Annotated in this window: 14 protein-coding genes and 5 pseudogenes; 4 read left to right on the forward strand and 15 right to left on the reverse strand. The window is 69.8% G+C overall.

What is annotated here, in order from left to right; all coding sequences use genetic code 11:
* Nucleotides 1–117: 117 nt before the first annotated feature.
* Together AAFF41_RS10145 and AAFF41_RS10150 are read right to left on the reverse strand one after the other, a co-directional pair.
* Nucleotides 118–786: pseudogene (locus AAFF41_RS10145) on the reverse strand (glycine cleavage system protein H); the annotation flags it as partial.
* 392 nt (nucleotides 787–1,178) lie between these two features.
* Nucleotides 1,179–1,358: pseudogene (locus AAFF41_RS10150) on the reverse strand (S-(hydroxymethyl)mycothiol dehydrogenase); the annotation flags it as partial.
* Between the two features lie 238 nt (nucleotides 1,359–1,596).
* Here AAFF41_RS10150 and purU (AAFF41_RS10155) point away from each other — a divergent pair.
* On the forward strand, nucleotides 1,597–2,469 hold the full coding sequence (gene purU, locus AAFF41_RS10155; protein WP_319751412.1) for a formyltetrahydrofolate deformylase: 873 nt from the start codon (nucleotides 1,597–1,599) through the stop codon (nucleotides 2,467–2,469).
* 101 nt (nucleotides 2,470–2,570) lie between these two features.
* Nucleotides 2,571–3,368 carry an IclR family transcriptional regulator gene (locus AAFF41_RS10160; RefSeq protein ID WP_343323866.1) on the forward strand — a complete coding sequence of 266 codons (798 nt, stop codon included), beginning with the start codon at nucleotides 2,571–2,573 and terminating at the stop codon, nucleotides 3,366–3,368.
* Here AAFF41_RS10160 and folP read toward each other — a convergent pair.
* From folP to AAFF41_RS10210, 10 genes and pseudogenes are all read right to left on the reverse strand, one after another.
* Nucleotides 3,356–4,258 (reverse strand): annotated as a pseudogene (folP, locus tag AAFF41_RS10165) (dihydropteroate synthase). The gene AAFF41_RS10160 and the pseudogene folP overlap by 13 nt on opposite strands.
* Before the next feature lie 202 nt (nucleotides 4,259–4,460).
* Entirely contained in the window at nucleotides 4,461–5,063 is a 603-nt protein-coding gene (locus AAFF41_RS10170) for a sarcosine oxidase subunit gamma (RefSeq protein WP_319751414.1), read from the reverse strand.
* A complete protein-coding gene (locus AAFF41_RS10175; protein ID WP_343323867.1) occupies nucleotides 5,056–8,313 on the reverse strand; it encodes a sarcosine oxidase subunit alpha family protein in 3,258 nt (1,085 codons plus the stop codon). Before AAFF41_RS10175 ends, AAFF41_RS10170 begins: the two co-directional genes overlap by 8 nt.
* An 11-nt stretch (nucleotides 8,314–8,324) precedes the next feature.
* Nucleotides 8,325–9,557: a sarcosine oxidase subunit beta family protein gene (locus AAFF41_RS10180; RefSeq protein WP_343323868.1), complete on the reverse strand. Its 1,233-nt coding sequence runs from the start codon at nucleotides 9,555–9,557 to the stop codon at nucleotides 8,325–8,327.
* Nucleotides 9,558–9,615: 58 nt separating this feature from the next.
* Nucleotides 9,616–10,476 (reverse strand): bifunctional methylenetetrahydrofolate dehydrogenase/methenyltetrahydrofolate cyclohydrolase, encoded by an 861-nt coding sequence (locus AAFF41_RS10185; RefSeq protein WP_143601002.1) that lies wholly within the window; start codon nucleotides 10,474–10,476, stop codon nucleotides 9,616–9,618.
* A gap of 36 nt (nucleotides 10,477–10,512) precedes the next feature.
* Nucleotides 10,513–12,951: a GcvT family protein gene (locus tag AAFF41_RS10190; protein ID WP_343323869.1), complete on the reverse strand. Its 2,439-nt coding sequence runs from the start codon at nucleotides 12,949–12,951 to the stop codon at nucleotides 10,513–10,515.
* Between the two features lie 216 nt (nucleotides 12,952–13,167).
* A complete protein-coding gene (locus AAFF41_RS10195; protein WP_319751418.1) occupies nucleotides 13,168–14,136 on the reverse strand; it encodes an ABC transporter substrate-binding protein in 969 nt (322 codons plus the stop codon).
* A gap of 13 nt (nucleotides 14,137–14,149) precedes the next feature.
* Nucleotides 14,150–16,150: an ABC transporter permease gene (locus AAFF41_RS10200; RefSeq protein ID WP_319751462.1), complete on the reverse strand. Its 2,001-nt coding sequence runs from the start codon at nucleotides 16,148–16,150 to the stop codon at nucleotides 14,150–14,152.
* Nucleotides 16,150–17,238, reverse strand: a complete 1,089-nt coding sequence (locus tag AAFF41_RS10205) for a quaternary amine ABC transporter ATP-binding protein (RefSeq protein ID WP_319751419.1) — start codon at nucleotides 17,236–17,238, stop codon at nucleotides 16,150–16,152. Before AAFF41_RS10205 ends, AAFF41_RS10200 begins: the two co-directional genes overlap by 1 nt.
* Before the next feature lie 20 nt (nucleotides 17,239–17,258).
* Nucleotides 17,259–18,728, reverse strand: coding sequence for an aldehyde dehydrogenase family protein (locus tag AAFF41_RS10210; protein WP_343323870.1), 1,470 nt, complete (start codon nucleotides 18,726–18,728; stop codon nucleotides 17,259–17,261).
* A gap of 257 nt (nucleotides 18,729–18,985) precedes the next feature.
* Here AAFF41_RS10210 and purU (AAFF41_RS51545) point away from each other — a divergent pair.
* A pseudogene (gene purU, locus AAFF41_RS51545) lies at nucleotides 18,986–19,081 on the forward strand (formyltetrahydrofolate deformylase); the annotation flags it as partial.
* A gap of 105 nt (nucleotides 19,082–19,186) precedes the next feature.
* On the opposite strand, the pseudogene AAFF41_RS10215 reads toward purU (AAFF41_RS51545), so the two are convergent.
* The 3 genes and pseudogenes from AAFF41_RS10215 to betA all read right to left on the reverse strand — a co-directional run.
* A pseudogene (locus AAFF41_RS10215) lies at nucleotides 19,187–19,789 on the reverse strand (alpha/beta fold hydrolase); the annotation flags it as partial.
* A gap of 12 nt (nucleotides 19,790–19,801) precedes the next feature.
* Nucleotides 19,802–20,638 carry a methylenetetrahydrofolate reductase gene (locus tag AAFF41_RS10220; protein ID WP_343323871.1) on the reverse strand — a complete coding sequence of 279 codons (837 nt, stop codon included), beginning with the start codon at nucleotides 20,636–20,638 and terminating at the stop codon, nucleotides 19,802–19,804.
* A gap of 3 nt (nucleotides 20,639–20,641) precedes the next feature.
* A complete protein-coding gene (betA, locus tag AAFF41_RS10225) occupies nucleotides 20,642–22,309 on the reverse strand; it encodes a choline dehydrogenase (RefSeq protein WP_343323872.1) in 1,668 nt (555 codons plus the stop codon).
* 151 nt (nucleotides 22,310–22,460) lie between these two features.
* On the opposite strand from betA, the gene AAFF41_RS10230 reads away from it, so the two are divergent.
* On the forward strand, nucleotides 22,461–23,258 hold the full coding sequence (locus AAFF41_RS10230) for an IclR family transcriptional regulator (protein WP_075025958.1): 798 nt from the start codon (nucleotides 22,461–22,463) through the stop codon (nucleotides 23,256–23,258).
* The last annotated feature ends 8 nt before the right edge of the window (nucleotides 23,259–23,266 follow it).

Here is a 23,266-nt window from a genome sequence, read left to right on the forward strand (position 1 = left end):
GGGCGCCGGCGATGTTCTCGACGCGCAGCCGGAACAGCCGGCCGACGGTGCAGAGAGCGTGTTGACGACGCCGGGCTCGTCGGCCAGCGCGGTGTCGACTTCCAGAACCGCTTCCGAGGCGGGGGCGTACAGGCCGCTCACGGAGGTCAGCGACCTGATCTCGCCACAGCTCTCCCCCGCCTCGACCCACGTGCCGACTTCGGGCAGCCGCAGGTGGACTGCGTCGCCCAGGGTCTTCGCCGCGAACGCGGTGATGCCGGCGGTGGCGTTGCCCTTGTCCACGACCAGCCACTCGTGGTCCCCGGCGTAACGCAGGTGCCGCGGAATGCTCAGGGCGGTCTCCCGTCGGGACGGGAGGGGGAGCCGGGGCGGGGAGATCATGAGACGACGACCGGGACCGGCACCGGTCGCGACGACGATGCCGTCGGTGCGCACATGCCGTCCTCCGGTCGGAGTGACGGTCCGGGGATCGGGGTCGAGCCGCACCGCGCGCTCGCCGAGCGGCCATTGCACGTCGAGGGCCTCGTACTCGTCCGCGTCGCCGAGCGCGAGCGCGTCGGCGTCGAGGTCGCCTTTGAGGAAGTCCTCGGACAGCGGCGGGCGGTCGTGGGGAGTGTGGCGCTCCTCCCCCACGACGACGATCTCGCCGTCGTGGCCCTCTGCGCGCAGTGCGCGAACCGTGCTCAGGCCTGCCGGCGACGCTCCGACGACGGTGATGCACCTCATGCCGGCTCCAGACGAGGGAGTTGTCTCACATAACACAACGTCGATCGCTATGTGCAACATGCTTTCCGTGGCGCCCGGGTGCTGTCAAGAGGGAGGAGCCGCACATTGGTTCCCGAATGCGCATAGTGTTGCGCAGTTCGCAACGGAAGTCCCTGAAGGGGGCCGGAGCTCCGCCGGTCGGAGCGTCGGCTCGTCCCACCGGTCCAGCAGGACGTCGACCATGGCTTCATCGAGCCCGGCTTCGGAGGCGTCCAGGGGCAGTTCGCCCCAGACGAGCTGCCGCGGTCGGTGTACCGCGTGCCCCGGCGCCGGACGAAATGAGCGACAAGGAACAGTCCTCGGCCGCCTTCGCCGGTGGTGGCCACGCAGATACCGCGGGCCGTGATCACCTGCGGGTGCCGGGCGAGGACGAAGTGCTCGTCCGGAGATGACCGGACGCTCGATCCGCGCGGTCACAGGAGGACCACCGAGCGCAGGACCTCACCGTGGTGCATCTCGGCGAACGCTTCCTCCACCTCGTCGAGCGCGACCGCCTCGGGGACGAAGACGCCCAGACCGAAGCGGCCCTGCAGGTAGAGGTCGATCAGGGCGGGGAAGTCCCGGGAGGGCATGCAGTCACCGCACCAGGAGGGGCTTCCGCCGTGGTGCAGGCAGCGGCCGAGAAGATCTCGGACCGCCTCGCCACCTCCGCCGGGCCTGAGATGCGCGGGTGGACTCCGCAGGTACGTCCACCCGTCGACCGGGACGATCACTCGCGGTCGTGACAGTTGCACACCATCCCTTGACCAGCCGGTCACCCCCATTGGAGCATGTTGCGCATCACCCACTACGTTGCACGATACGCATCACCATGACACGACGGAGGATGCCATGTCCCCTCGACCACAGCCCGGCCGCGAGTTCGTCCTCACCCTTTCGTGCCCCGACCAGGCCGGCCTCGTCCACGCCGTGACCACCTTTCTCGTGAGCCACTCCGGAAACATCCTGGAGAGCCAGCAGTTCAACGACCGGCTGCAGGACCGCTTCTTCATGCGGGTGCACTTCGGCGTCTCGGATCCCGACGTCTCGCTGGAGGACCTGCGCACCGGGTTCGGCCCGGTCGGCCAGGCGTACGGGATCAGCTGGCGGCTGCACGACGCCTCGACCCCGACGCGAACCCTGATCATGGTGTCGAAGTTCGGCCACTGCCTGAACGACCTGCTCTTCCGCAAATCCACGGGCGCGCTCAACATCGAGATCCCGGCGATCGTCTCCAATCACCGCGACTTCGAGCCGCTGGCGCAGACCTACGGTGTCCCCTTCCACCACATCCCGGTGACGAAGGAGACCAAGGCGGAGGCCGAGGCGCGACTGCTGAGCCTCGTCGACGAACTGGACATCGACCTCGTGGTCCTCGCCCGCTACATGCAGATCCTCTCCGACGACCTGTGCAAGCAGCTCGACGGACGGGCCATCAACATCCACCACTCCTTCCTGCCGAGCTTCAAGGGAGCACGGCCGTACGTCCAGGCTCACCAGCGAGGCGTCAAGCTCGTCGGGGCCACGGCGCACTACGTCACGCCCGACCTCGACGAGGGCCCGATCATCGAGCAGGACGTCGTCCGCGTGGACCACTCGCGCGCCCCCGACGAGCTGGTCACCATCGGCCGGGACGTCGAGGCCCATGTGCTCTCCCGCGCCGTGGAGTGGCACAGCGAGAGCCGCGTGCTGACCAACGGGAGTTGCACCGTGGTCTTCCGCTGACGGGACGGGCCGTGCGACCACGCGGGCGGCCGGATCCCACCACGGCCATGACCTTCCGGAAGCCCTGCGAGCCCATGGACCCGACCGCGTATGGTTGCGCTATGAGCAACCACACCGCAGACGCCGAAACAACAGGTCCCGCGGTGAACGGAGTTCAGTCCGTCGACCGTGCCGTCAGCGTCCTGGAGCTCCTCGCCCAGCGTGGCGAGGCCGGTGTCAGCGAGGCCGCCGCCGAGATCGACGTCCACAAGTCGACCGCGTTCCGCCTGCTCGGGGCGCTGGAAGCGCGCGGACTGGTCGAGCAGACGGCCGAGCGGGGCAAGTACCGGCTCGGCTTCGGGATCGTGCGGCTGGCCGGCGCGGTCACGGGCCGCCTCGACATCACACAGCAGGGCCGGCAGGTGTGCGAGCGGCTCGCCGAAGAGATCGGCGAGACCGTCAACATCGCGGTCATGCAGGAGCACTACACGGTCAACCTCCACCAGGTACGCGGCCCGGGCGCGATCGGCACGCACAACTGGGTCGGGCAACTCACCCCGGTGCACGCCACGTCGAGCGGCAAGGTCCTGCTGGCCCACCTGCCGGCGCAGGAGCGCGCCGACGTGCTCACGGCGTCCGGGATGCAGAAGCTGACGCCGCACACGCTGACCGTGAGAACGAAGCTGGAGAAGAACCTCGCCGAGGCGCGGGAGCGGGGGTACGCGATGACTCTGGAGGAGTTCGAGATCGGACTGCACGCCGTCGCCGCCCCGATCCGGGCCCGCGACGGCGAGGTCGTCGCCGCCTTGAGCGCCTCCGGCCCCGCGTACCGCTTCACCGAGGAACGCATCCACGAGCTCGCGCCCGTGCTGCTCAAGGGCGCGGCGGAGATCAGCCGCCGGATGGGCTATCCGGGCTGAGCCTCGAACGATCCGAGGGACCGTACCGACGCCGCCGCCTCGGCGCCCCAGCGGGCTGTCACCCGCACCGCGTCGAGCGTCGAGACGACATCGTGCACCCGCAGGCACCAGGCGCCCTGTGCGGCGGCGGGAACGGATACGGCGGTGGTCGCGGCGTCCCGCAGCCGTGCCGGGCGGGGTTGTCCCGTCACCGGGTCCACCAGCAGCCGGCCCAGGAACGACTGCAGCCGGCCCAGGAACGGCTTGCGTGACGCGCCCACGAGGACGGGACGGCCCAGCGCGACGATGTCCCCGAGCCGGCCCAGCAGTTCCCCGTTGTGCCCGGACTCCGTGGCGAAGCCCAGCCCGGGGTCGATGATCAGGCGACCGGGCCGGATGCCCGCCTCCGACGCGGCCTCGATCCGCAGGCGCAGTTCGCCGACCACGTCGGTGACCACGTCGTCATAGACGGCGTTCGTCTGCATGCCGGCGGCGTGTCCGCGCCAGTGCATCGCCACGTACGGCCTGTCCGCCCGGGCCATGAGCGGCAGCATCGCGGGATCGGCAAGGCCCCTGAGACGTCGTTGACCAGCCGTGCGCCGGCGTCGAGCACGCGGGTGGCGACCTCGGCCCGCACGGGGTCGACGCTGACGGTCCCGCCCGCCGCGGTGAGTTGCCGGACGACGGGAAGGACGCCTCGCAGCTCCTCCTCGACCGGCGGGCGGACCGCGCCGAGCGAAGCGAGATGGGGTCCCCCCGGACGGAGTCTGGGGGAGGGTCGACTCCCCGCCCACGTCCACGCTGTCCGCGCCCTGCTCGAACAGCGCGAGTCCGTGCGCGACAGCCGCTTCCGGAGCGAACGACAGCCCACCGTCGGAGAACGAGCCCCGGGTGACGTGCACGACGCCCATGACCGGCGTGCGGCCGGACCGTGGCAGGCCGTGCGGGTGGAGTTCGGGCGTTCCCGGGTGGGGCGGGGTGATGCCGTGAGCCGTGGCGGTCACAGGGTTCCAGCCGTCGAAGCAGAGGACGGAACTTGCTGCACAAAGCCTTGTGGGAGCCCCGCCGAGGGGCTCCCACGAGGGCGACGGGGAGCAACCCCGCCGAGGTCGCTCAGACGTACTCCGTCGCCGCGTCCAGCAACCAGTCCACCAGATAGCCGGCGAAGGACGAACGGACCAGTACCCAGAACCCGGCCCTGGGTTCGTCCCGGGAGACCAGGACCACCTGCGTGCGGCCCAGTGTCGTCTGGGCGCAGCGGCCGGAGCCGAAGGCCCTCGGATGCAGATCCAGCGCGCAGCCGTGCGCCAGCAGGTCGTGGGCGCGGGGACCCGTCACGAGGAGCGTGGTGCGCTGGGCGGAGACGTCCGTGACGGAGACGGGCTCGTCTCCCGCTGCCTCCCGGATCCGGCTCTCCAGGTCCCGTTCGCTGTCGGGCGTGCCGACCAGCAGCCATTCGTCCGGGCCGAGCCACAGCACGGTCAATTCCCCGGCGCGTACGACGGTGTTGGGTTCGAGGGGCAGTTGCAGGCCCAGCGCGAGCCCGACGGCGTCCGCCGCCGCGCCCTTGGCGTCGAGGCGCACGTTGATCTGGGCCAGGAAGGGCAGTTCGGCCAGCCGGATCGCACCCCCTGACGTGCGGGTCACGGCGGCCAGGCGGTCCGCGACCTGAGACAAGGGGCTGCGGGGCGGGGCGGTCGGGGCGGTGTCAGCCATCGCGACGGGCTCCCTCGGGGTCGTAAAGGACGGGGCTTGCGACGGTCACCGGGACCAGCCGGTCGCCGACGGGGGCGTACAGCCGCTCGCCGATGCGGTCCCGGCCGCCCTTGATCAGGGCGAGCGCGAAGGTCCGGCCGAGGGCGGCACTGCGGTAGCTGGAGGTGACGTGGCCGAGCATCGGGACGGGCGGGGCGGGCAGCTCGCTGTCGGCGACCAGGTGGGTGCCCTCGGGAAGGAAGGTGCCCGGGTCCTCGGGGAGAAGGCCGACCAAGTGCTTGCGGTCGGCGCGGACGCTGTCGGCACGGGCGTAGGAGCGCTTGCCGATGAAGTCGGGCTTCTTCTTCGACACCACCCAGTTCATGCCGAGGTCCTGCGGCGTGACGGTGCCGTCGGTGTCCTGGCCGATGATGGGGTAGCCCTTCTCGGCGCGCAGGACATGCATGGTCTCGGTGCCGTACGGGGTGATGCCGTACGGGGAACCGGCCTCATGCAGCGCCTGCCACAGGGTGAGTGCTTCCCAGGGGGACACGTTGACCTCGTAGGCGAGTTCGCCGGAGAAGCTGATCCGGCACACCCTGGCCTCGATGCCCGCGACGGTCGTCTCCCGCCATGCCATGAACGGGAAGTCATCGTTGGCCACGGCCAGTTGGGGTGCCAGCGCGCCGAGAACGTCACGGGAGCGGGGGCCGACGAGGGCGACGGTGGCCCACTGTTCGGTCACGGACGTGCAGTGGACCCTCAGTTCGGGCCACTCGGTCTGCAGCCATTCCTCCATCCAGTCCAGTACGACGGCCGCGTTGCCGGTCGTGGTGGTGACCAGGAAGCGGTCCTGGGCGAGGCGGATGACGGTGCCGTCGTCGAAGACCATGCCGTCCGGGCGGCACATCACGCCGTAGCGGATCATGCCGACCTTCAGCGTGCTCATCATGTTGGTGTAGAGCCGGTCGAGGAAGACGCCCGCGTCCGGGCCCTGTACGTCGATCTTGCCGAGGGTGGAGGCGTCCATGAAGGCCACCCCGTCGCGGGCGGCGGCACACTCGCGCAGGACCGCGGCTGCCATGTCCTCGCCGTCCTGCGGGTAGTACCAGGGGCGCTTCCACTGGCCGACGTTCTCGAAGAGGGCGCCGTGCGCGACATGCCACTCGTGGATGGCGGTCGTGCGGACCGGGTCGCTCAGGGCGCCGCGGTCGCGGCCGGCGAGCGCCGCGAAGGAGACTGGCGTGTACGGCGGCCGGAACGTGGTCGTGCCGAGCGCGGAGATGTCCACGCCGAGCAGTTCGGCGACGACGCCGCTGGCCAGGACCCCGGAGGTCTTGCCCTGGTCGTTGGCGGTGCCCGCCGTCGTGTAGCGCTTGGTGTGCTCGACCGAGCGCAGACCGGCGCCGGCCGCCCGGGCCAGGTCGTCGATGGTGACGTCGCGTTGGAGGTCGACGAAGCGGGGGGCGTCCGAAGCGCCGGGGACGACGTACACGTGCATCGCCGGCGTCTGCCGCGGCCGATCGGCCACCGCCGGCAGGCGGGGCGCCTGCGGGGTGTAGCCCTCGGCCTCGATCGCGCGGGCACCGGCGGCGGCGCCCTGGGCCAGGACCTCGGCCGGATCCAGGACACCGCTCGCACTGCCCACGACCTCGACCGCCTGTCGGCAGGTGTCCGGCACGAAGGAGCCCAGTGCCTCGTCGTAACGCAGCTTGCCGCCCGACTGGCTGAACAGGTGAGCCACCGGGTTCCAGCCGCCGGAGACCAACAGCAGGTCGGCCGTGAACTCCCGCTGTCCCACGGACTCTCCGTACGGGGCGACGGTCACCGCGGTGAGCCGCGCGTCGCCCTCCGTACCGGTGACGGCGTGCCCGGCCACCACCTCGATACCCGCCTGCCGAGCGCGCTGCGCCCACTCTCCCGGTGTGGGGCGGGTGTCGACGATCGCCACGATGTCCACGCCCGCCGCGGTGAGGTCCAGCGCTGCCGGGTAGGCGCTGTCGTTGGTGGTGAGGACGACCGCGTGGCGGCCGGGCAGCACACCGTGGCGGTTGACGTAGGTGCGGGCCGAGGCGGCGAGCATGACGCCGGGGCGGTCGTTGTCCGCGAACGCCAGCGAGCGCTCGTGGGCGCCGGTGGCCAGGACGACGCGACGCGCGCGGATGCGCCAGACGCGCTCGCGGGAGACGTGCTCGGGGGCGTCGGCACCGAGGTGGTTGGTACGGCGTTCGACGGCGAGGAGGTGGTTGTCGTCGTAGTAGCCGAAGACGGTGGTACGGCGCAGGACGCGCACCTCGGGGGCGGTGTCGAGCTGCCCGGTGACGTCCGCCACCCAGTCGAGGTGTTCGGCCGTGCCCAGGAGGCTGCCGCCCAGTTCCGGTTGGTCGTCGGCGAGGATGACACGGGCTCCGCTGCGGGCGGCGGCGGCCGCCGCGGCGAGGCCGGCCGGTCCCGCGCCGACGACCAGCAGGTCGCAGTGGGCGTGTACGGCGTCGTAGCGGGCGGGGTCCGGTTCGGTGGCGAGGCGTCCCTGGCCGGAGAGGCTGCTCGCGACCAGGCCGTCGTAGAGCTCGACGGTGGTCGCGGGGAGCATCGGCTCGGGGAAGGGCGCCTCGATCTGGACGACCGCGTTGGGCTCCTCCACACCGGCCGAGAAGATGCCTCGGGGGCGGCCGAGCTTGATGCTGGTGCCGGCCTCGATGACACCGTTGGCGAGGAGGGCGGAGGCGAGGGTGTCGCCTCGGTGGCCCTGGTACTCGGTGCCGTCGAAGGTGAAGGTGAGGGGGGTGCCGCGGTGGATTCGGCCGCGGGTGGGGTGGCGGAACGGCTGGCCTGCGGCGGAGCCGCTGATGGTTGCAGCGCCCCCTCCGCCCCTCCTCGTCCCGTCCTGAAGGGGCTTCGCCTCCTGCGCCCCCGTCGGCCCTGAAGGGGCCTTGTCCTCAAACTCCCCCAGAGGGGGTACCCCCGGACAGGCTGAGTGCACCGGGCGGGGCTCAAGCGTCGCCGGGCGTTCCTCACCCGCCCGGTACACCGCCAGGATCTCGTTCGTCGCCGTGTCCCGTACCGCGTTGAACCACTTGCGGCAGCCCGCCGCGTGGCTCCAGCGCTCGGCGAAGGGGCCCTTCGGGTTGTCGCGGAAGAACAGATAGCGGGCCCACTCCTGGTCGGTGAGGGCCGACGGGTCGTCGGGGTAGGGCACGTGGGCCTGGCCGCCGTAGTGGAACTCGGCCTCGTCGCGGGGCCCGCACCACGGGCAGGGGATGAGCAGCATGGTTGGGCTCCCTAGTGGGCCACCGCGGCAGCGCCGTGCTCGTCGACGAGCGCGCCGGTGGTGAAACGGTCGAGCGAGAAGGGGGCGTTGAGGGCGTGCGGGGTGTCGTGGGCGATGGTGTGGGCGTAGACCCAGCCCACGCCCGGCGTGGCCTTGAAGCCACCCGTGCCCCAGCCGCAGTTGAGGTAGAGATTGTCGACGGGGCTGAGTCCGATGATCGGCGAGGCGTCGGGGCTGACGTCCACGATGCCGCCCCAGGTGCGCAGCACATGGGCGCGGGCGAAGACCGGGAAGAGCTCCAGGGCCGCGGACATCTGTTCTTCGATGATGTGGAAGGCACCGCGCTGGGTGTAGGAGTTGTACGAGTCGATGCCCGCGCCCATCACCAGCTCGCCCTTGTGCGCCTGGCTGACGTACACGTGGACCGCGTTGGACATGACGACCGTCGGGTGCACCGGCTCCAGCAGCTCCGACACGAGCGCCTGCAACGGATGGCTCTGGACGGGGAGTTCGATGCCGGCCATGGCGGCCAGGACCGAGGTGTGGCCCGCCGAGCAGAGTGCCACCTTGCCCGCCGCGATGGGGCCGAGGTTGGTCTGGACTCCGACCACGCGGTTGCCGACCATGTCCAGGCCGGTGACCTCGCAGTTCTGGATGAGGTCGATGCCGGCGGCGTCCGCCGAGCGGGCCAGGCCCCACGCCACGTAGTCGTGCTTGGCGATGCCGGCGCGCGGCTGGAAGGTGGCGCCCAGGACCGGATAGCGCACGTCCGGCGAGATGTTGACGATCGGGCAGACTTCCTTGACGCCGTCCGCGTCGAGCCACTCCGCGTCCACGCCGTTGAGGCGGTTCGCCTCGACGCGGCGCACGCTGTCGCGGACGTCCTGGAGGCTGTGGGCGAGGTTCAGCACACCACGCTGGGAGAAGAGGATCGGGTAGTCGAGCTCCTCTCCGAGTCCCTCCCACAGCTTGAGCGCGTGCTCGTAGATGCCGGCGCTCTCGTCCCACAGGTAGTTGGAGCGGATGATGGTGGTGTTGCGGGCCATGTTGCCGCCCGCCAGCCAGCCCTTCTCCAGCACGGCGACATTGGTGATGCCGTGGTTCTTCGCCAGGTAGTGGGCGGTGGCGAGGCCGTGGCCGCCGCCGCCCACGATCACCACGTCGTACGAACGCTTCGGCTCGGGCGTGCGCCAGAGGAAATCCGGGTGGTCCGGGAGGTCGGCGCCTGGGGTACGGGGGCTCATCGGACGTCTCCGTCTTCTCAAAGGTACTGATACAGCTGGTGCTTGGGGGCCGTCACATTCATACGGCGTTCGCGTTCCTCTCGGCGGCCTCGACGACGTTGGCGAGCAGCATGGCCCGCGTCATGGGTCCTACGCCCCCGGGCATCGGCGCGAGCCACCCGGCGACCGAGGCCGCGTCCGGGTGTACGTCGCCGACCAGCCCGTGGTCGGTACGGGTGATGCCGACGTCCAGGACCGCGGCGCCGGGGCGCAGCATGTCCTTGGTGATCAACTCGGGCGAGCCGGCGGCCGCGATGACGATGTCCGCCTCGCGTACGTGCCAGGCCAGGCCCTTGGTACCGGTGTGGCACAGGGTCACGGTGGCGTTCTCGGACCTGCGGGTGAGGAGCAGTCCGAGGGGCCGTCCGACCGTGATGCCCCGGCCGATCACACACACCCGTGCTCCGGTGATCGGCACGTCGTACCGGCGGAGCAGTTCGACGATGCCGCGCGGGGTGCAGGGCAGCGGGGCTTCGACGCCGAGGGTGAGCCGGCCGAGGCTGACGGGGTGCAGGCCGTCGGCGTCCTTGGCCGGGTCCATGCGTTCCAGGACGGCGCCTGCGTCCAGGTGGCGCGGGAGCGGGAGTTGGACGATGTAGCCGGTGCAGGCCGGGTCGGCGTTGAGCTCGTCGATGACGGCCTCGACCTGCGCCTGCGTGGCGTCGGCGGGCAGTTCACGGCGGATGGAGGCGACGCCGATCTGCGCGCAGTCCCGGTGCTTGCCGCCGACGTAGGCGCGGCTGCCGGGGTCGTCGCCGACCAGGACTGTGCCGAGCCCCGGCGGACGGGCGCCCGTGGCGGTCAACTTGGCCACGCGTTCGGCGAGTTCGCGGCGGACCGCGGCGGCGGTCGCCTTGCCGTCCAGCAACTGAGCGGTCACCGGCAGTGCTCCTTCTCTCGAAGTCGACGCTGGGTACTATCCACGGAGGCGGGACATGGTCGGGTCGAACAGGGGCTCCTCGGCGACGACCGCCTCGACGCGCCGGTCGAAGTATCCGATGTGCACGGTGGTGCCGGGGGTGGCGAGTTCCGCCGGGAGCCAGGCGTAGGCGATGCCCTTGCCGATCGTGTAGCCGTAGGCGGCGCTGGTGACGTAGCCGACGGCGCGCTCGCCGTCGTACACCGGCTCCTTGCCCATGACGACGGACTGCGGGTCGTCGATGGTGAGGCAGGTCAGCTTGCGTCGTACGTCGGTCTTACGGCGCTCAAGGGCCGCCTTGCCGATGAAGTCGCCCTTGTCGAGCTTGACGGCGAAGCCGACGCCGGCCTCGTAGGGGTCGTGCTCGTAGGTCATGTCGGTGCCGAAGGAGCGGTAGCCCTTCTCCAGGCGGAGGCTGTTGAAGGCACCGCGGCCGGCGATGACGCCGCCCAGCGGCTTGGCCGCCTGCCACAGGGTGTCCCACAGTTTCTGGCCCAGGTCGGCCGTGGTGTACAGCTCCCAGCCGAGCTCACCGACGTACGAGAGGCGCATCGCGGTGACGGGAACGGAGCCGATGTGGGCGCGCTGGGCGCGGAAGTACTTCAGGCCGTCGTTCGAGAAGTCCGCGTCGGCGAGAGGCTGCAGGACCTTGCGGGCGAGCGGGCCCCACAGGCCGATGCAGCAGGTGCCCGGGGTGATGTCACGGACCTGCACCGTGCCGTCGGTGGGGAGGTGGCGCGTGAACCAGTCGAGGTCCAGGTTGCCGTTGGCGCCGACCTGGAAGAGGTCGCGGGCCAGCCGGGCAACGGTGACGTCACTGCGGATACCACCGTCCTCGTCCAGCAGGAGGGTGTACGTGACGGAGCCGACGGACTTGTCGATCTTGCCGGTGGACAGGCTCTCCAGGAAGGCGGCGGCGCCGGGACCGCCGACCTCAAGGCGCTTGAGGGCCGTCATGTCGTACATCGCGACGGTCTCGCGGGTGGCCTGTGCCTCCGCGCCGACGATCGGGGACCAGTAGCGCGCGGCCCAGTCGTTCGGGGTCGGGATGGAACGGCCTTCCAGCAGGCTTGCGTTGGCCTCGTACCACTGGGGGCGCTCCCAGCCGTTCGCCTCCAGGAAGAAGGCGCCCAGCTCCTGCTGGCGGGCGTGGAAGGGGCTCGCGCGGATCGGGCGCGGGGCCCCGGACGGCTGGAGCGGGTGGAGAATGTCGTAGACCTCGACGAAGTTCTGGCAGTCACGGGCCAGGACGTACTCGGGGGCGAGCTGGTGCGGTTCGAAGCGGTTGACGTCGCACTCGTGCAGGTCGAAGGACGAGCAGTATCCGTCGACCAGCCATTCGGCCATGGCCCGGCCGACGCCGGCGGAGTGGGTGACCCAGACGGCCTCGGCGACCCAGAAGCCCTTGACGTCCGGGGATTCACCGAGGAGCGGCTGGCCGTCGGTGGTGAAGGAGAACAGGCCGTTGATGCCCTCCTCGACCTTGGCCTCGCGCGTCGCGGGGAGCAGGGACTGGGTCTCGGTCCAGGCCTCCTCGAAGTCGTCCTCGGTGAACTTCAGGACCGACGGCATCTCGTCGGCCTCGTCCACGGACAGGATGTCGTCGGCGGAGATGGGCATCGGGCGGTGGCCGTAGTAGCCGATGCCGATGCCGTCGAAGCGATCGCGGTAGTAGAGGTCGGCGTCCTGGTGGCGCAGGATCGGGCGCACCGCCTCCTCGGTCTGGCCCGCGAGCGCCGGTACCGGGCCGGTCCAGGCGAGTTGGTGGCCGAGCGGGGTGAGTGGGAGGTTCATACCGACCATGCGGGCGATCTTCGGGCCCCAGATGCCGGCGCAGCACACGACGACGTCGGCGGGGATCTCGCCCTGGTCGGTGAGGACGCCGGTGACGCGGCCCTCGCTCTGCTGGACGTCGAGGACCTCGTGGCGGGCGAGGAAGCGTACGCCGCGCTCGGTGGCCCGGCGGATCTGCGCCTCTACGGCGAGGACAGCCTTGGCGAGGCCGTCGGTCGGGACGAGGAGGCCGCCGAGGACCTTGTCCGGGTTGACGAGCGGGTGCTGCTCGACGCACTCCTCCGGGCTCAGCAGCCGGGCCTCGATGCCCCAGGCGGTGATCCAGCCGTGGCGGCGGTGCAGTTCGGCGACGCGCTCGGGAGTGGTCGCCACTTCGAGGCCGCCGACCTGCAGGAAGCAGGGCTTGCCGTCGACGTCGAGGGAACAGAACTTCTCGACCGTGTAGCGGGCCAACTCGGTCATGGTCTTGGAGGAGTTCGTCTGGAAGACCAGGCCCGGGGCGTGCGACGACGATCCCCCGGTGGCCGGCAGCGGGCCCTGGTCGACCACGGTCACTTCGGTCCAGCCGCGCGCGGAGATCTCGTCAGCGAGGGCCGCTCCCACGACGCCTGCTCCGATGATCACCACTCGGGGTCCCGCCATCGCCGCACCTCCGAAATCAAAACCGTAGAGTTGCTGTCTGCGCAACATGATTCAGGTTGCGCAACTCAATGTGCCTGTCGCAGGGAGGGGGTGTCAAGGGGTCCGTGACGTCGGAAAACAGGCCGAAACACCGCCCTGAACACGGCAATGCCCGGCGGGCGGCGCGCACCTGCACGCACCGCCCGCCGGGCATGTCCGACCGGCTCGGGCCTCGGCCTACTTGAGCCAGGCGTCCACCTTGTCCTTGTTGGCGTCGACCCACTTCTTCGCCGCCGCCTCGTCGGTCATCTTGTCCTGGGCGATGTACTTGGCGACGGTGTTCTGGTCGTCGTTCGTCCAGTTGAAGTTCTTCACCAGGTTGTAGGCGGGGCTGCCCGACTTGGCGAACTTGGCGCTGACGATCTTGTTGAGGTTGTACACGGGATAGTCGCAGGCGATCTTCGCCGCATCGGCGTCACAGCCCGTCGTGTACGTGGGCAGCGAGACCTTCTTCAGCGGGACCTCGGACAGGAACCACTGCGGCTCGTAGAAGTAGCCGATCACCCACTGCTTGTTCTTCTCGGCGGTGCGGAAGGCCTGGATGAGCGCGGTCTCGCTGCCCGCGTACACCACCTTGAAGTCCAGCTTCAGGTTCTTCACCAGCGCCGCGTCGTTCGTGACATATGACGGGTCGCCGTCCAGGAGCTGGCCCTTGCCGCCCGACTCCGACGTCTTGAACTTCGACGCGTACTTGTTGAGGTTCTTCCATTCGAGGATGTCGGGGTGCGCCTTGGCCAGCCACGGCGGCACGTACCAGCCGATGATGCCTTTGTTGCCGGTCTGGCCGGCGTCGACGGCGGTCTTCTGGCCGCTGATGTACTTCTTCGTCAGGTCGGCGTGGCCCCAGTTCTCCAGGACGGCGTCGACCTCGCCGGTGCCGAAGCCCTGCCAGGCGATCTCTTCCTTCAGGTTCTTCTTGGTGACCGTACAGCCGAGGTTGTGCTGAGCGACGTACGCGACGACCGCCGCGTCGGCCTCGTAGCCCACCCACGGGTTGACCGCGAGGTTGAACGTGCCGCACTTGCCGGAGCTGCCCGCGTTGTTCGAGCCCGAGGAGGAGTCGCCGACCTTCGCCCCTCCGCACGCGGTGAGGGTGAGGCCGAGGACGGCCAGGCCGGCCGCGCCGGCTCGCCAGTGTCTTGCCATGGTGTCGTGCTCCTTAAGCGCTCGCGCGTCGCGCCGCTGCCTGAGTGATCCGGTCGAACATGACTCCGAGAAGGACGATGGCGAGACCCGCCGCGAGTCCCTTCCCGTACAGCTGCCCCTGCGAGAATCCGGCCACGACGTCGTAGCCGAGGGCGCCCGCTCCTACCAGGCCGCCCACCACAACCATCGACAGCACGTAGATCAGGCCCTGGTTGGTCGCGAGCGTCAGGGCACTGCGTGACATCGGCAGTTGGACCTTGGTGATGATCTGCCAGGTGTTGCACCCGGCGGAGGTGGCCGCTTCCACGGTGGTCTCGGGCACGGCCCGGATCCCGTCCGCGATGATCTTCATCGTGACGGGCGCCCCGTAGACGATCGCCGCGACGATGGCCGTGAAGCGGGTGGCGCCGAACAGCGCGAGGAACGGTACGAGGTAGACGAACGGCGGCATGACCTGGGCCGCGTCCAGGGTGGGCCGGATCAGCCGGTCCACGAGCACGCTGCGTCCCATCCACACGCCGAAGACGATGCCGAGCACCATCACCAGCACCGTGGCGACGAGGGTCGAGGCCAGCGTCGTCATGCCGTCCGACCACACACCCGTGCCGACCAGCAGGCCCACGCACACCGCCGTGGTGACCCCGGCCTTCCAGCCGCCGAACACCACGCCCAGCGCGACCAGCACCACGCCCACGAGCCACCACGGGGAGTCGGTGAGCAGCGTCTGGAACGGATTGAGCAGGCCGTTGGTGATGGCGTCGCGGATCGCGTTGGTCAGACCCGACAGGTTGTCCTGCGCCCAGTTGGTCGCGGTGTCCGCCGCGCTCGCGATGTGGCTGCCGATGGTGCCGTCGCCGGGGAAGTCTGCCGCCCACAGATAGGTGTGCGACAGGTAGATCAGGACCGCCGTGACCACTGCGCCTGCGCCCAGCAGTGGCCGCCGCCACTGCACGAAGGTGTTCTTGGAGCGCCGCGCGTTCTCCTCGCGGGCGCTGGCCGCGGTCGTGACCCGGTCCAGGACGATCGCCATGACCACGATGGCGAGACCCGCGTTGAAGGCCGTGCCGACGTCGAGGGACTGCAGTGCCTGGATGACGTTCGCGCCGAGGCCGGGCGCATTGATCAGGGCGGCGATGGTCACCATGGCCAGGGCGGCCATGATGGTCTGGTTGACGCCCATCACCACGGTCCGCTTGGACATCGGCAGCAGGACCTTCAGCAGGGACTGACGGCGGGTGGCGCCCAGGGAGTCGGCCGCCTCGACGGTCGTCTTCGACACGTTGCGGATGGCGTGCGCGGTGATGCGGATCGTCGGCGGGGCCGCGTAGATCACGGTGGCGATGGTGGCGGACGCTCCGCCGATGAGGAAGAACAGGGTCAGCGGTGCCAGGTAGACGAAGGTCGGCATCGTCTGCATGAAGTCCAGGAAGGGCGTCATGATCCGGTTGAACCGGTCCGAGAGCCCGGCCCACACCCCGAGCGGGATCGCGAACAGCAGGGCCACGAACACCGCGGAGAGGGTGAGGGCGAGGGTGTCCATGCTCTCCTGCCACAGCCCCTGCAGCCCGAAGAAGGTGAAGCCCGCCACGGCCAGCAGCGCGACCCGCCAGTTCCCCACGGCCCAGGAGACGTACCCGGCGATGCCGACGACGCCGAGCCAGCCGACCTGCGGGACCGGGCGGGCCCCGGACGGCTGGGAGATCAGGTGCTGGATGAAGGTCACCAGGTTGTCGATGACCAGCCGGATCTCGTTGAAGAAGTACAGGAAGAGCGGGTTGGAGTTGCGGTTGGCGCCGATGGAGTCGTTGAAGTCGTTGATCCGCCGGTGCAGATCGGTCAGGTCCGCCGCCGCCAGGGGCAGCGTCTGCTTTCCGCGCAGGACGGCGAACAGCACCAGCCAGACGACGAGGATCGCGCCGATCATCATGGGCCGGCTGACCTTGCGCGCGCCCTTGGCGGGCGCGGCCGGTTCTACGGCCTTTGTTTTCTCGGGTTTCTCGATGGCGACGGTCATCATGCGCCGCCTTCCTGCCCGGCGACCACCGCGAGGATCTCCTCGTCGCCGACGATGCCGAGCAGCTTGCCGTTCTCGACGACCTTGACGGGCTTGTCGGCCGCGAGCACCGCCCGGGTGGCCTCCTTCACCACGACATCCGGGCCCAGCTCGGGGCCGTCCAGTTCGTCGCCGTCCTCCGGCGCGCGCATGATCCAGCGCAGGGTGAGTACGTCGCCGCGCGGCACGTCCTTGACGAACTCGCGTACGTAGTCGTCGGCGGGGGCGCCGACCAGCTCGTCACCGGTGCCGCACTGGACCGTCTTGCCGTCGCGCATGATGAGGATGCGGTCACCCAGCTTGAGCGCCTCGGAGAGGTCGTGGGTGATGAACACCATCGTCTTGCCGACCTCGTGGTGCAGCCGGATGACCTCGTTCTGCATGTCCCGGCGGATCAGCGGGTCGAGCGCCGAGAACGGTTCGTCGAAGAGGAGCACGTCCGGGTCGCCTGCCAGCGCCCGGGCGAGGCCGACGCGCTGCTGCATACCGCCGGAGAGCTGGTCGGGGTAGGAGTTCTCGTATCCGGAGAGGCCGACCAGTTCGACCACCTCAAGCGCCCGCTTGGTGCGCTCGGTCTTGCTCATGCCGCGGATCTCCAGGCCGAACGACACGTTGTCGACGACCCTTCGGTGCGGCAGCAGCCCGAAGTGCTGGAAGACCATGGAGAACTTGCGGCGACGCAGTTCGCGCAGGCGCTTGTCGTCCGCGTGGCGGATGTCCTCGCCCTCGAAGACGATCTCCCCCGCGGTGGGTTCGATCAGCCGGGTCAGACATCGCACCAGCGTGGACTTCCCGGAGCCGGACAGGCCCATGACGACGAAGACCTCGCCGGGCGAGACCTCGAAGTTCACATCGCGTACGGCGGCGGTGCATCCGGTGCGGTCCATCAGCTCGCGACGGGTGAGCCCGCACAGCTCCTCGGAGTCCGGTACCTGGTCTGCCTTCGGCCCGAACACCTTCCACAGCTTGCGCACGGATATGACCGGGGTGGGAACCGAGTCCTGGGACGTGCCGCGCCGCTGCGGCACCTCAGTCTGTGCTGGGGTCACGATCGACCTCTCTTCGGCGTTCAGCCGCGGAACCAGTGCTGCGGCCGGGGTTGGATGTTCTGCCAGATGTGCTTGGGCTCTCGGTACTCGTCCAGGCCGGTCGGTCCCAGCTCCCTGCCCACGCCCGAGTGCCCGAAGCCACCCCATTCCGCTTGCGGCACGTAGGGGTGGTAGTCGTTGATCCACACCGTGCCGTGGCGCAGTCTCCGGGCGACCCGCTGGGCCTTCCCGGCATCCTGGGTCCAGACGGCTCCGGCGAGTCCGTACTCGGTGTCGTTGGCGATGCGTACGGCGTCGTCCTCGTCGGTGAAGCGCTCGACGGTCAGCACGGGTCCGAAGGACTCCTCGTGCACCACCCGCATGTCCTGCGTGCACGCGTCGAGCACGGTCGGCGGGTAGTAGTAACCGTCCGCGAGGGCGGCATCGCCCGGCCGTTCGCCGCCGCAGCGCAGTACGGCGCCCTCGGCGAGGCCGGCCGCGACATACGCCTCGACCTTCTCCCGGTGCTGCGCGGAGATCAGCGCGCCGGTCTCGGCCTCGGGGTCGAAGGGCCCGCCCAGTCGGATCCGCCGGGCGCGACGGACGACCTCGTCGACCAGGGCGTCATGGATCGAGTCCTCGACGATCAGCCGGGCGCCGGCCGAGCAGACCTGGCCCGAGTGCAGGAAGACGGCCGTGAGGGCGAAGTCGACGGCCGTCTCGAAGTCGGCGTCGGCGAAGATCACGTTGGGGTTCTTGCCGCCGAGCTCCAGCGCGACCTTTTTCACGGTCGCGGCGGCGGTGGCCATGATGCGCTTGCCGGTCTCCAGGCCTCCGGTGAAGGAGACCATGTCGACGGCCGGGTCCTCGGAGAGCGGTGCGCCCACCTCGGGGCCCGTGCCCAGGACGAGATTGGCGGCACCGGCCGGGAGCCCGGCCTCCTCCAGTGCCCGCATCAGCAGGATCGAGGTGGAGGGGGTGAGCTCACTGGGCTTGAGGACGATCGTGTTGCCCGCGAGAAGCGCCGGGGCGACCTTCCAACTGGCCTGCAACAGCGGGTAGTTCCAGGGGGTGATGAGCCCGCACACGCCGATCGGTTCATAGACGACACGGCTGACGGCGTCATCACGACCGGTGTCGATCACCCGGCCGGCATCCGTGCCCCCGATCCCGCCGTAGTAGCGAAAACAGGAGACAACGTCGGTGATGTCGTACTCGCTCTCCACCAGCCGCTTGCCGGTGTCCAGCGACTCGGCGCGGGCGAACTCCTTGGCGTCACGCTCGATGAGGTCGGCGGTGCGCAGCAGCAGCGCACCGCGCTCCCGCTCGGGGGTGTGCGGCCAGGGACCTTCGTCGAAGGCCCGGCGGGCCGCCGCGATCGCCGCCTCGGTATCCGGACGCGTCCCCTCGGACACGGTCGCGGCGAGCGCGCCGTCAGCGGGACAGCGGATCTCCCGGCGCCCACCGGCCACCGCATCGCGCCATTCCCCAGCCACATACAGGTCTGCCACGCGCCAAGCCCTTCAGCCGTTATGCGTTGCGCATCGTGCATTCAATTGCTTGTGGTGGAACACCATGACGAACGCTGCAGACCTACGTCAAGGGGTTGGCGGATGACGATTTCGCAAGGGGCCCATCGACCCTTCTCTCTTGACCGATGACCCCATCGAGTCCGCCTATGTTGCGTATTGCTCGCCGAGTTGTGCAATACGCACCGACGAACGCTGCGCATGTCCCCTCGACCGCAACCTGGCCGTGAGTACGTCCGTTCGGTGATCGGCTCCAGGGCCGTTTCTTCATGAGGGTTCACTTCGACGTCTCCGGCCCTGACGCGAAGGTGAAAACTCTGCGTTACCGATTCGGTCGCCCCGGACGCCGACCATGGTGTCCAAGTGGAGCCGGTCGAGGACGGCGGGGCGCAGGCCGGGGCTGCCGGCGGAACCGACGTACTCACGCACCAGGGTGCCGTCTGGACGAGGTGCCCCGCTCCGGCGACCGGTTCGAATTGCGCGCCGGGGACGAGAGCGGCGAGCTCGCGGCCCTTCGCCACCGGGATCCAGGTGTCGTCCTCGCCCAGCAGACGAGCGTGGGGATGCCGATCCCGCTGCAGCGGCCCTGGATCTCGTCGTCGGCGTGCTCGCCGACGAGCCGGAAGAACGGGGACCCCCACGGTGCCGGCGCGACCGGATCCACCCGGGCGAGGGCCCGACAGCGGGCGCCGTGCAGCAGAGGGGCCCGCAGGACGACGGCCCCGCCGAAGTCGTGGGCGACCACGAGCGGTTCCCTGAGGCCCCAGTGGCTCAGGAGCTCGGTGAAGACCCGGCCCTGGGCGGCCAGGGACACGTCCTGGCCCGTCCTTCTCGGAGGTCCCGTAGCCGGGCATGTCCCGGACGAACACCCGAGGGTACCGGGCGAGCGGGCGGGCGACCGCACGCCGGACGTACGACGAGAAGGGGGTGCCGTGCAGCAGGACGACCGGTGGCCGGCCGGGGTGGCCCAGCCGGTCCCAGCGGACGCCCCCGGAGGCGCCGGTATAGGTTCGGGGCAGTCGCCAGTCGGTTTCGGGTGCCATGCCCCTCCCGGTTCAGTCGCCCAACCGGTCCAGCAGGGCACGGCGCCACCGTTCGGTCTCGGCGATCTGGTTGAACGTGAACACGTGCAGGCCCGCCACCCCAGCCGAGGGCGTGGTAAGCGCCTCGGCACTGCGGGCGAGCAGCCGGTCCGGCGAGTAGCCGCCGGGGGTCGCGAACCGCAGGAACCACGAGGCGTGCCGGGTGAGGAAGCGCGTCGACTCCCCCACCCCGATCTTCGTCGCCATGGCCAGCAGCTTCGCCCGCTGCACGGGCCCCGCCACGCCCACATGGACGGGCAGGGTGACGTCGCGGCGCCGTATGCGGCCGACCCAGTCACCCAGCACGCGCGGATCGAAGCAGAGGTTGCTCACGATGTACGTGGCGTGCGTGTGTTTGTCCCACATGGCCTGGATGGTGAGGTCGTCGTGGATGAGCGGATGGCTCTCGGGATAGCCGGTGATACCGACCCGCGCGAACGGGCTGCCCAGCTCGCTCAGCCTGCGCAGCACCGGTAGCGCCCCGTCGTAGACCCCGGCCGGCGGATCGGCGTCGCCGGCCGGGACGAAGACGTCGTCGACACCCGTCTCCCGGAGCCGGTCGACGACATCCTTCAGATGCGCGTCGTCCCGCAGCAGCCGCGCGGGCACGTGCGGGACGACGCGGTATCCGTGCGCCGCCAGCCGGCCGACGAGGTCGAGCGTCGGCTCCAGGCCCTTGACCGGCGACGCCGTCACGGTGACGACGACGTCGCGCGGTACATGGGCGAGGACCTTGTCCTCGGCCGTCTTCGCGGGCAGCACCTCGTAGCGGACGCTCGACAACAGCGCCCGGAACCCTTCGGCGTCCAACGTCTACCCGGCCTGCTTCTGGGCATCCCGGTATCGGTAGTACGTGGCCTTGGAGGCGGGCAACGGCTCCTTGCCGAGGATGAGGTCGGCCGCCTTCTCCGCGATCATCATGACCGGCGCGTAGATGTTGCCGTTGGTGACGTAGGGCATCACCGACGCGTCGACGACGCGCAGCCCCTCCACACCGTGCACCCGCATGCTGGTGGGGTCGACGACCGACATCTCGTCGGTGCCCATCTTGCAGGTGCAGGAAGGATGCAGGGCGGTTTCGCCCTCCTTGGCGACCCAGGCGAGGATCTCCTCCTCGCTCGCCACGGACGGGCCGGGTGAGATCTCCCCGTCGTTGTACGGGGCCATGGCCGGCTGGTTGAGGAGCTCGCGGGCGACCCGGATCGACTCGACCCACTCGCGGCGGTCCTGCTCGGTGGACAGGTAGTTGAAGCGCAGCGCCGGGTGTTCCTGCGGGTCCTTGCTCTTGATCTTCACCGAGCCGATGGCGTCGGAGTACATGGGCCCGACGTGCACCTGGTAGCCATGGCCGCCGGCGGGCGAGGAGCCGTCGTAGCGGACCGCGATCGGCAGGAAGTGGAACATCAGGTTGGGGTAGTCCACGTCCTCGTTGCTGCGGGCGAAGCCGCCGGCCTCGAAGTGGTTGGTCGAGGCGGGGCCCTTGCGGAAGAGCCATTGCAAACCGATGAAGGGCGCGCGCCACTTCGCCATGTACGGCTGCATCGAGACGGGCTGCTTGCAGGCGTACTGGATGTACACCTCCAGGTGGTCCTGCATGTTCTCGCCGACGCCCGGAAGGTCGTGGACGACGTCGATGCCGAGCGCGCTCAGTTCCTCGGCGTTGCCGACTCCGGAGAGCTGGAGCAGCTGCGGGGAGTTGATCGCGCCGCCGCAGAGGATGACCTCGCGGGCGCGCACCTGGTGGACCTTGCCGCGGCGCCGGTACTCGACACCGACGGCCTTCTTGCCCTCGAAGAGGACGCGCGTGACCAGGGCGCGGGTGGTGACGGTGAGGTTGGGCCGCTTCTTCACGGGCTTGAGGTACGCCTTCGCGGCCGACAGCCGGCGGCCGCGGCTGACGTTGCGGTCGAAGGGGGCGAAGCCCTCCTGCTGGTACCCGTTGACGTCGTCGGTGCGGGGGTGGCCCGCCTCCTGGACGGCCTTGAGGAAGGCGGTGAACAGCGGGTTGGAGGCGGGACCGCGTTCGAGGACGAGCGGGCCGTCGTGGCCGCGGAACTCGTCGTCGGGGTCGGCCGCGAGACAGTTCTCCATCCGCTTGAAGTACGGCAGACAGTGCGCGTAGTCCCAGGTCTCCATACCGGCGTCGGCGGCCCAGCGCTCGTAGTCCATGGGGTTGCCGCGCTGGAAGATCATGCCGTTGATGCTGCTGGAACCGCCCAGCACCTTGCCACGCGCGTGGTAGATGCGCCGATTGCCCATGTGGGGCTCTGGTTCGGACTCGTACTTCCAGTCGTAGAACCGGCTGCCGATCGGGTAGGTCAGCGCCGCGGGCATGTGGATGAAGACGTCCCACGGGTAGTCGGGCCGGCCGGCCTCCAGGACCAGCACCTGGTTGCCCGGGTCGGCGGAGAGTCGGTTCGCCAGTGCACTGCCGGCGGATCCACCACCGACGATGACGAAGTCGTATTGCAGGGGAGCCATGGTGCCTCGTCTCGCTCGCGCCGTAGATACGCGTGGCATGCTAGTACGGGTATCGCTATACGCACTAGGTTGCGTGCCACGCAACTTGCGCGGTCTACGTTTCGACGCTGTTACTTGCGCCGGCGTTGTTTACTGCGCGTATAGTTTCGCTATGAGCAACTACAGTCCAGATACTGAAACGACAGGTTCGCAGTCCGGCGGGGTGCAGTCCGTCGACCGCGCCATCAGCGTGCTGGAGATCCTGGCCCAGCGCGGCGAGGCCGGCGTCAGCGAGGTGGCCGCCGAGATCGATGTTCACAAGTCGACCGCGTTCCGGCTGCTCGGCGCCCTGGAGGCGCGCGGTCTGGTGGAGCAGGCGGGCGAGCGCGGCAAGTACCGCCTCGGTTTCGGCATCGTACGCCTGGCCGGCGCGGTCACGGGACGCATCGACATCACCCAGCAGGGCCGCCCGGTCTGTGAGCGCCTCGCCGAGGAGATCGGCGAGACCGTCAACATCGCCGTCATGCAGGAGCACTACGCGATCAACCTCTACGAGGTGCGCGGCCCCGGCGCCGTCACCGCGCACAACTGGGTCGGCGAGCTGACCCCGTTGCACGCCACCTCCAGCGGCAAGGTCCTGCTGGCCCACATGCCCGCCAAGGAGCGCGCCGCGCTGCTGTCGGAGGCCGGCCTGAAGAAGGTGACCCCGCACACGCTGACCTCGAAGGCGAAGCTCGAGAAGAATCTCGCCGAGGCCCGGGAGCGCGGCTACGCCTGGACTGTGGAGGAGCTGGAGCTGGGGCTCCACGCCATGGCCGCGCCGGTCCGCGACCGGGACGGAGAGGTCATCGCGGCACTCAGCGCCTCCGGGCCCTCGTACCGGTTCACCGAGGAGCGCATGCACGAACTCGCCCCGGTGCTGGTCAAGGGCGCGGAGGAGATCAGCCATCGCATGGGCTACCTGGGCTGACCCGCCCC

The organism is Streptomyces mirabilis, from assembly GCF_039503195.1.
Classification (GTDB): domain Bacteria; phylum Actinomycetota; class Actinomycetes; order Streptomycetales; family Streptomycetaceae; genus Streptomyces; species Streptomyces mirabilis_D.

Excerpts from the sequence above, each read along its gene's own strand:
- AAFF41_RS10230 (WP_075025958.1), top strand. The coding sequence starts at position 22,461 with ATGAGCAACTACAGTCCAGATACTGAAACGACAGGTTCGCAGTCCGGC.
- AAFF41_RS10195 (WP_319751418.1), bottom strand. The coding sequence starts at position 14,136 with ATGGCAAGACACTGGCGAGCCGGCGCGGCCGGCCTGGCCGTCCTCGGC.
- AAFF41_RS10180 (WP_343323868.1), bottom strand. The coding sequence starts at position 9,557 with ATGAGCCCCCGTACCCCAGGCGCCGACCTCCCGGACCACCCGGATTTC.
- AAFF41_RS10160 (WP_343323866.1), top strand. The coding sequence starts at position 2,571 with ATGAGCAACCACACCGCAGACGCCGAAACAACAGGTCCCGCGGTGAAC.
- AAFF41_RS10175 (WP_343323867.1), bottom strand. The coding sequence starts at position 8,313 with ATGCTGCTCATCCCCTGCCCGTGGTGCGGGCCCCGCGACGAGGCCGAG.
- purU (WP_319751412.1), top strand. The coding sequence starts at position 1,597 with ATGTCCCCTCGACCACAGCCCGGCCGCGAGTTCGTCCTCACCCTTTCG.
- AAFF41_RS10170 (WP_319751414.1), bottom strand. The coding sequence starts at position 5,063 with ATGGCTGACACCGCCCCGACCGCCCCGCCCCGCAGCCCCTTGTCTCAG.
- AAFF41_RS10200 (WP_319751462.1), bottom strand. The coding sequence starts at position 16,150 with ATGACCGTCGCCATCGAGAAACCCGAGAAAACAAAGGCCGTAGAACCG.
- betA (WP_343323872.1), bottom strand. The coding sequence starts at position 22,309 with ATGGCTCCCCTGCAATACGACTTCGTCATCGTCGGTGGTGGATCCGCC.
- AAFF41_RS10190 (WP_343323869.1), bottom strand. The coding sequence starts at position 12,951 with ATGGCGGGACCCCGAGTGGTGATCATCGGAGCAGGCGTCGTGGGAGCG.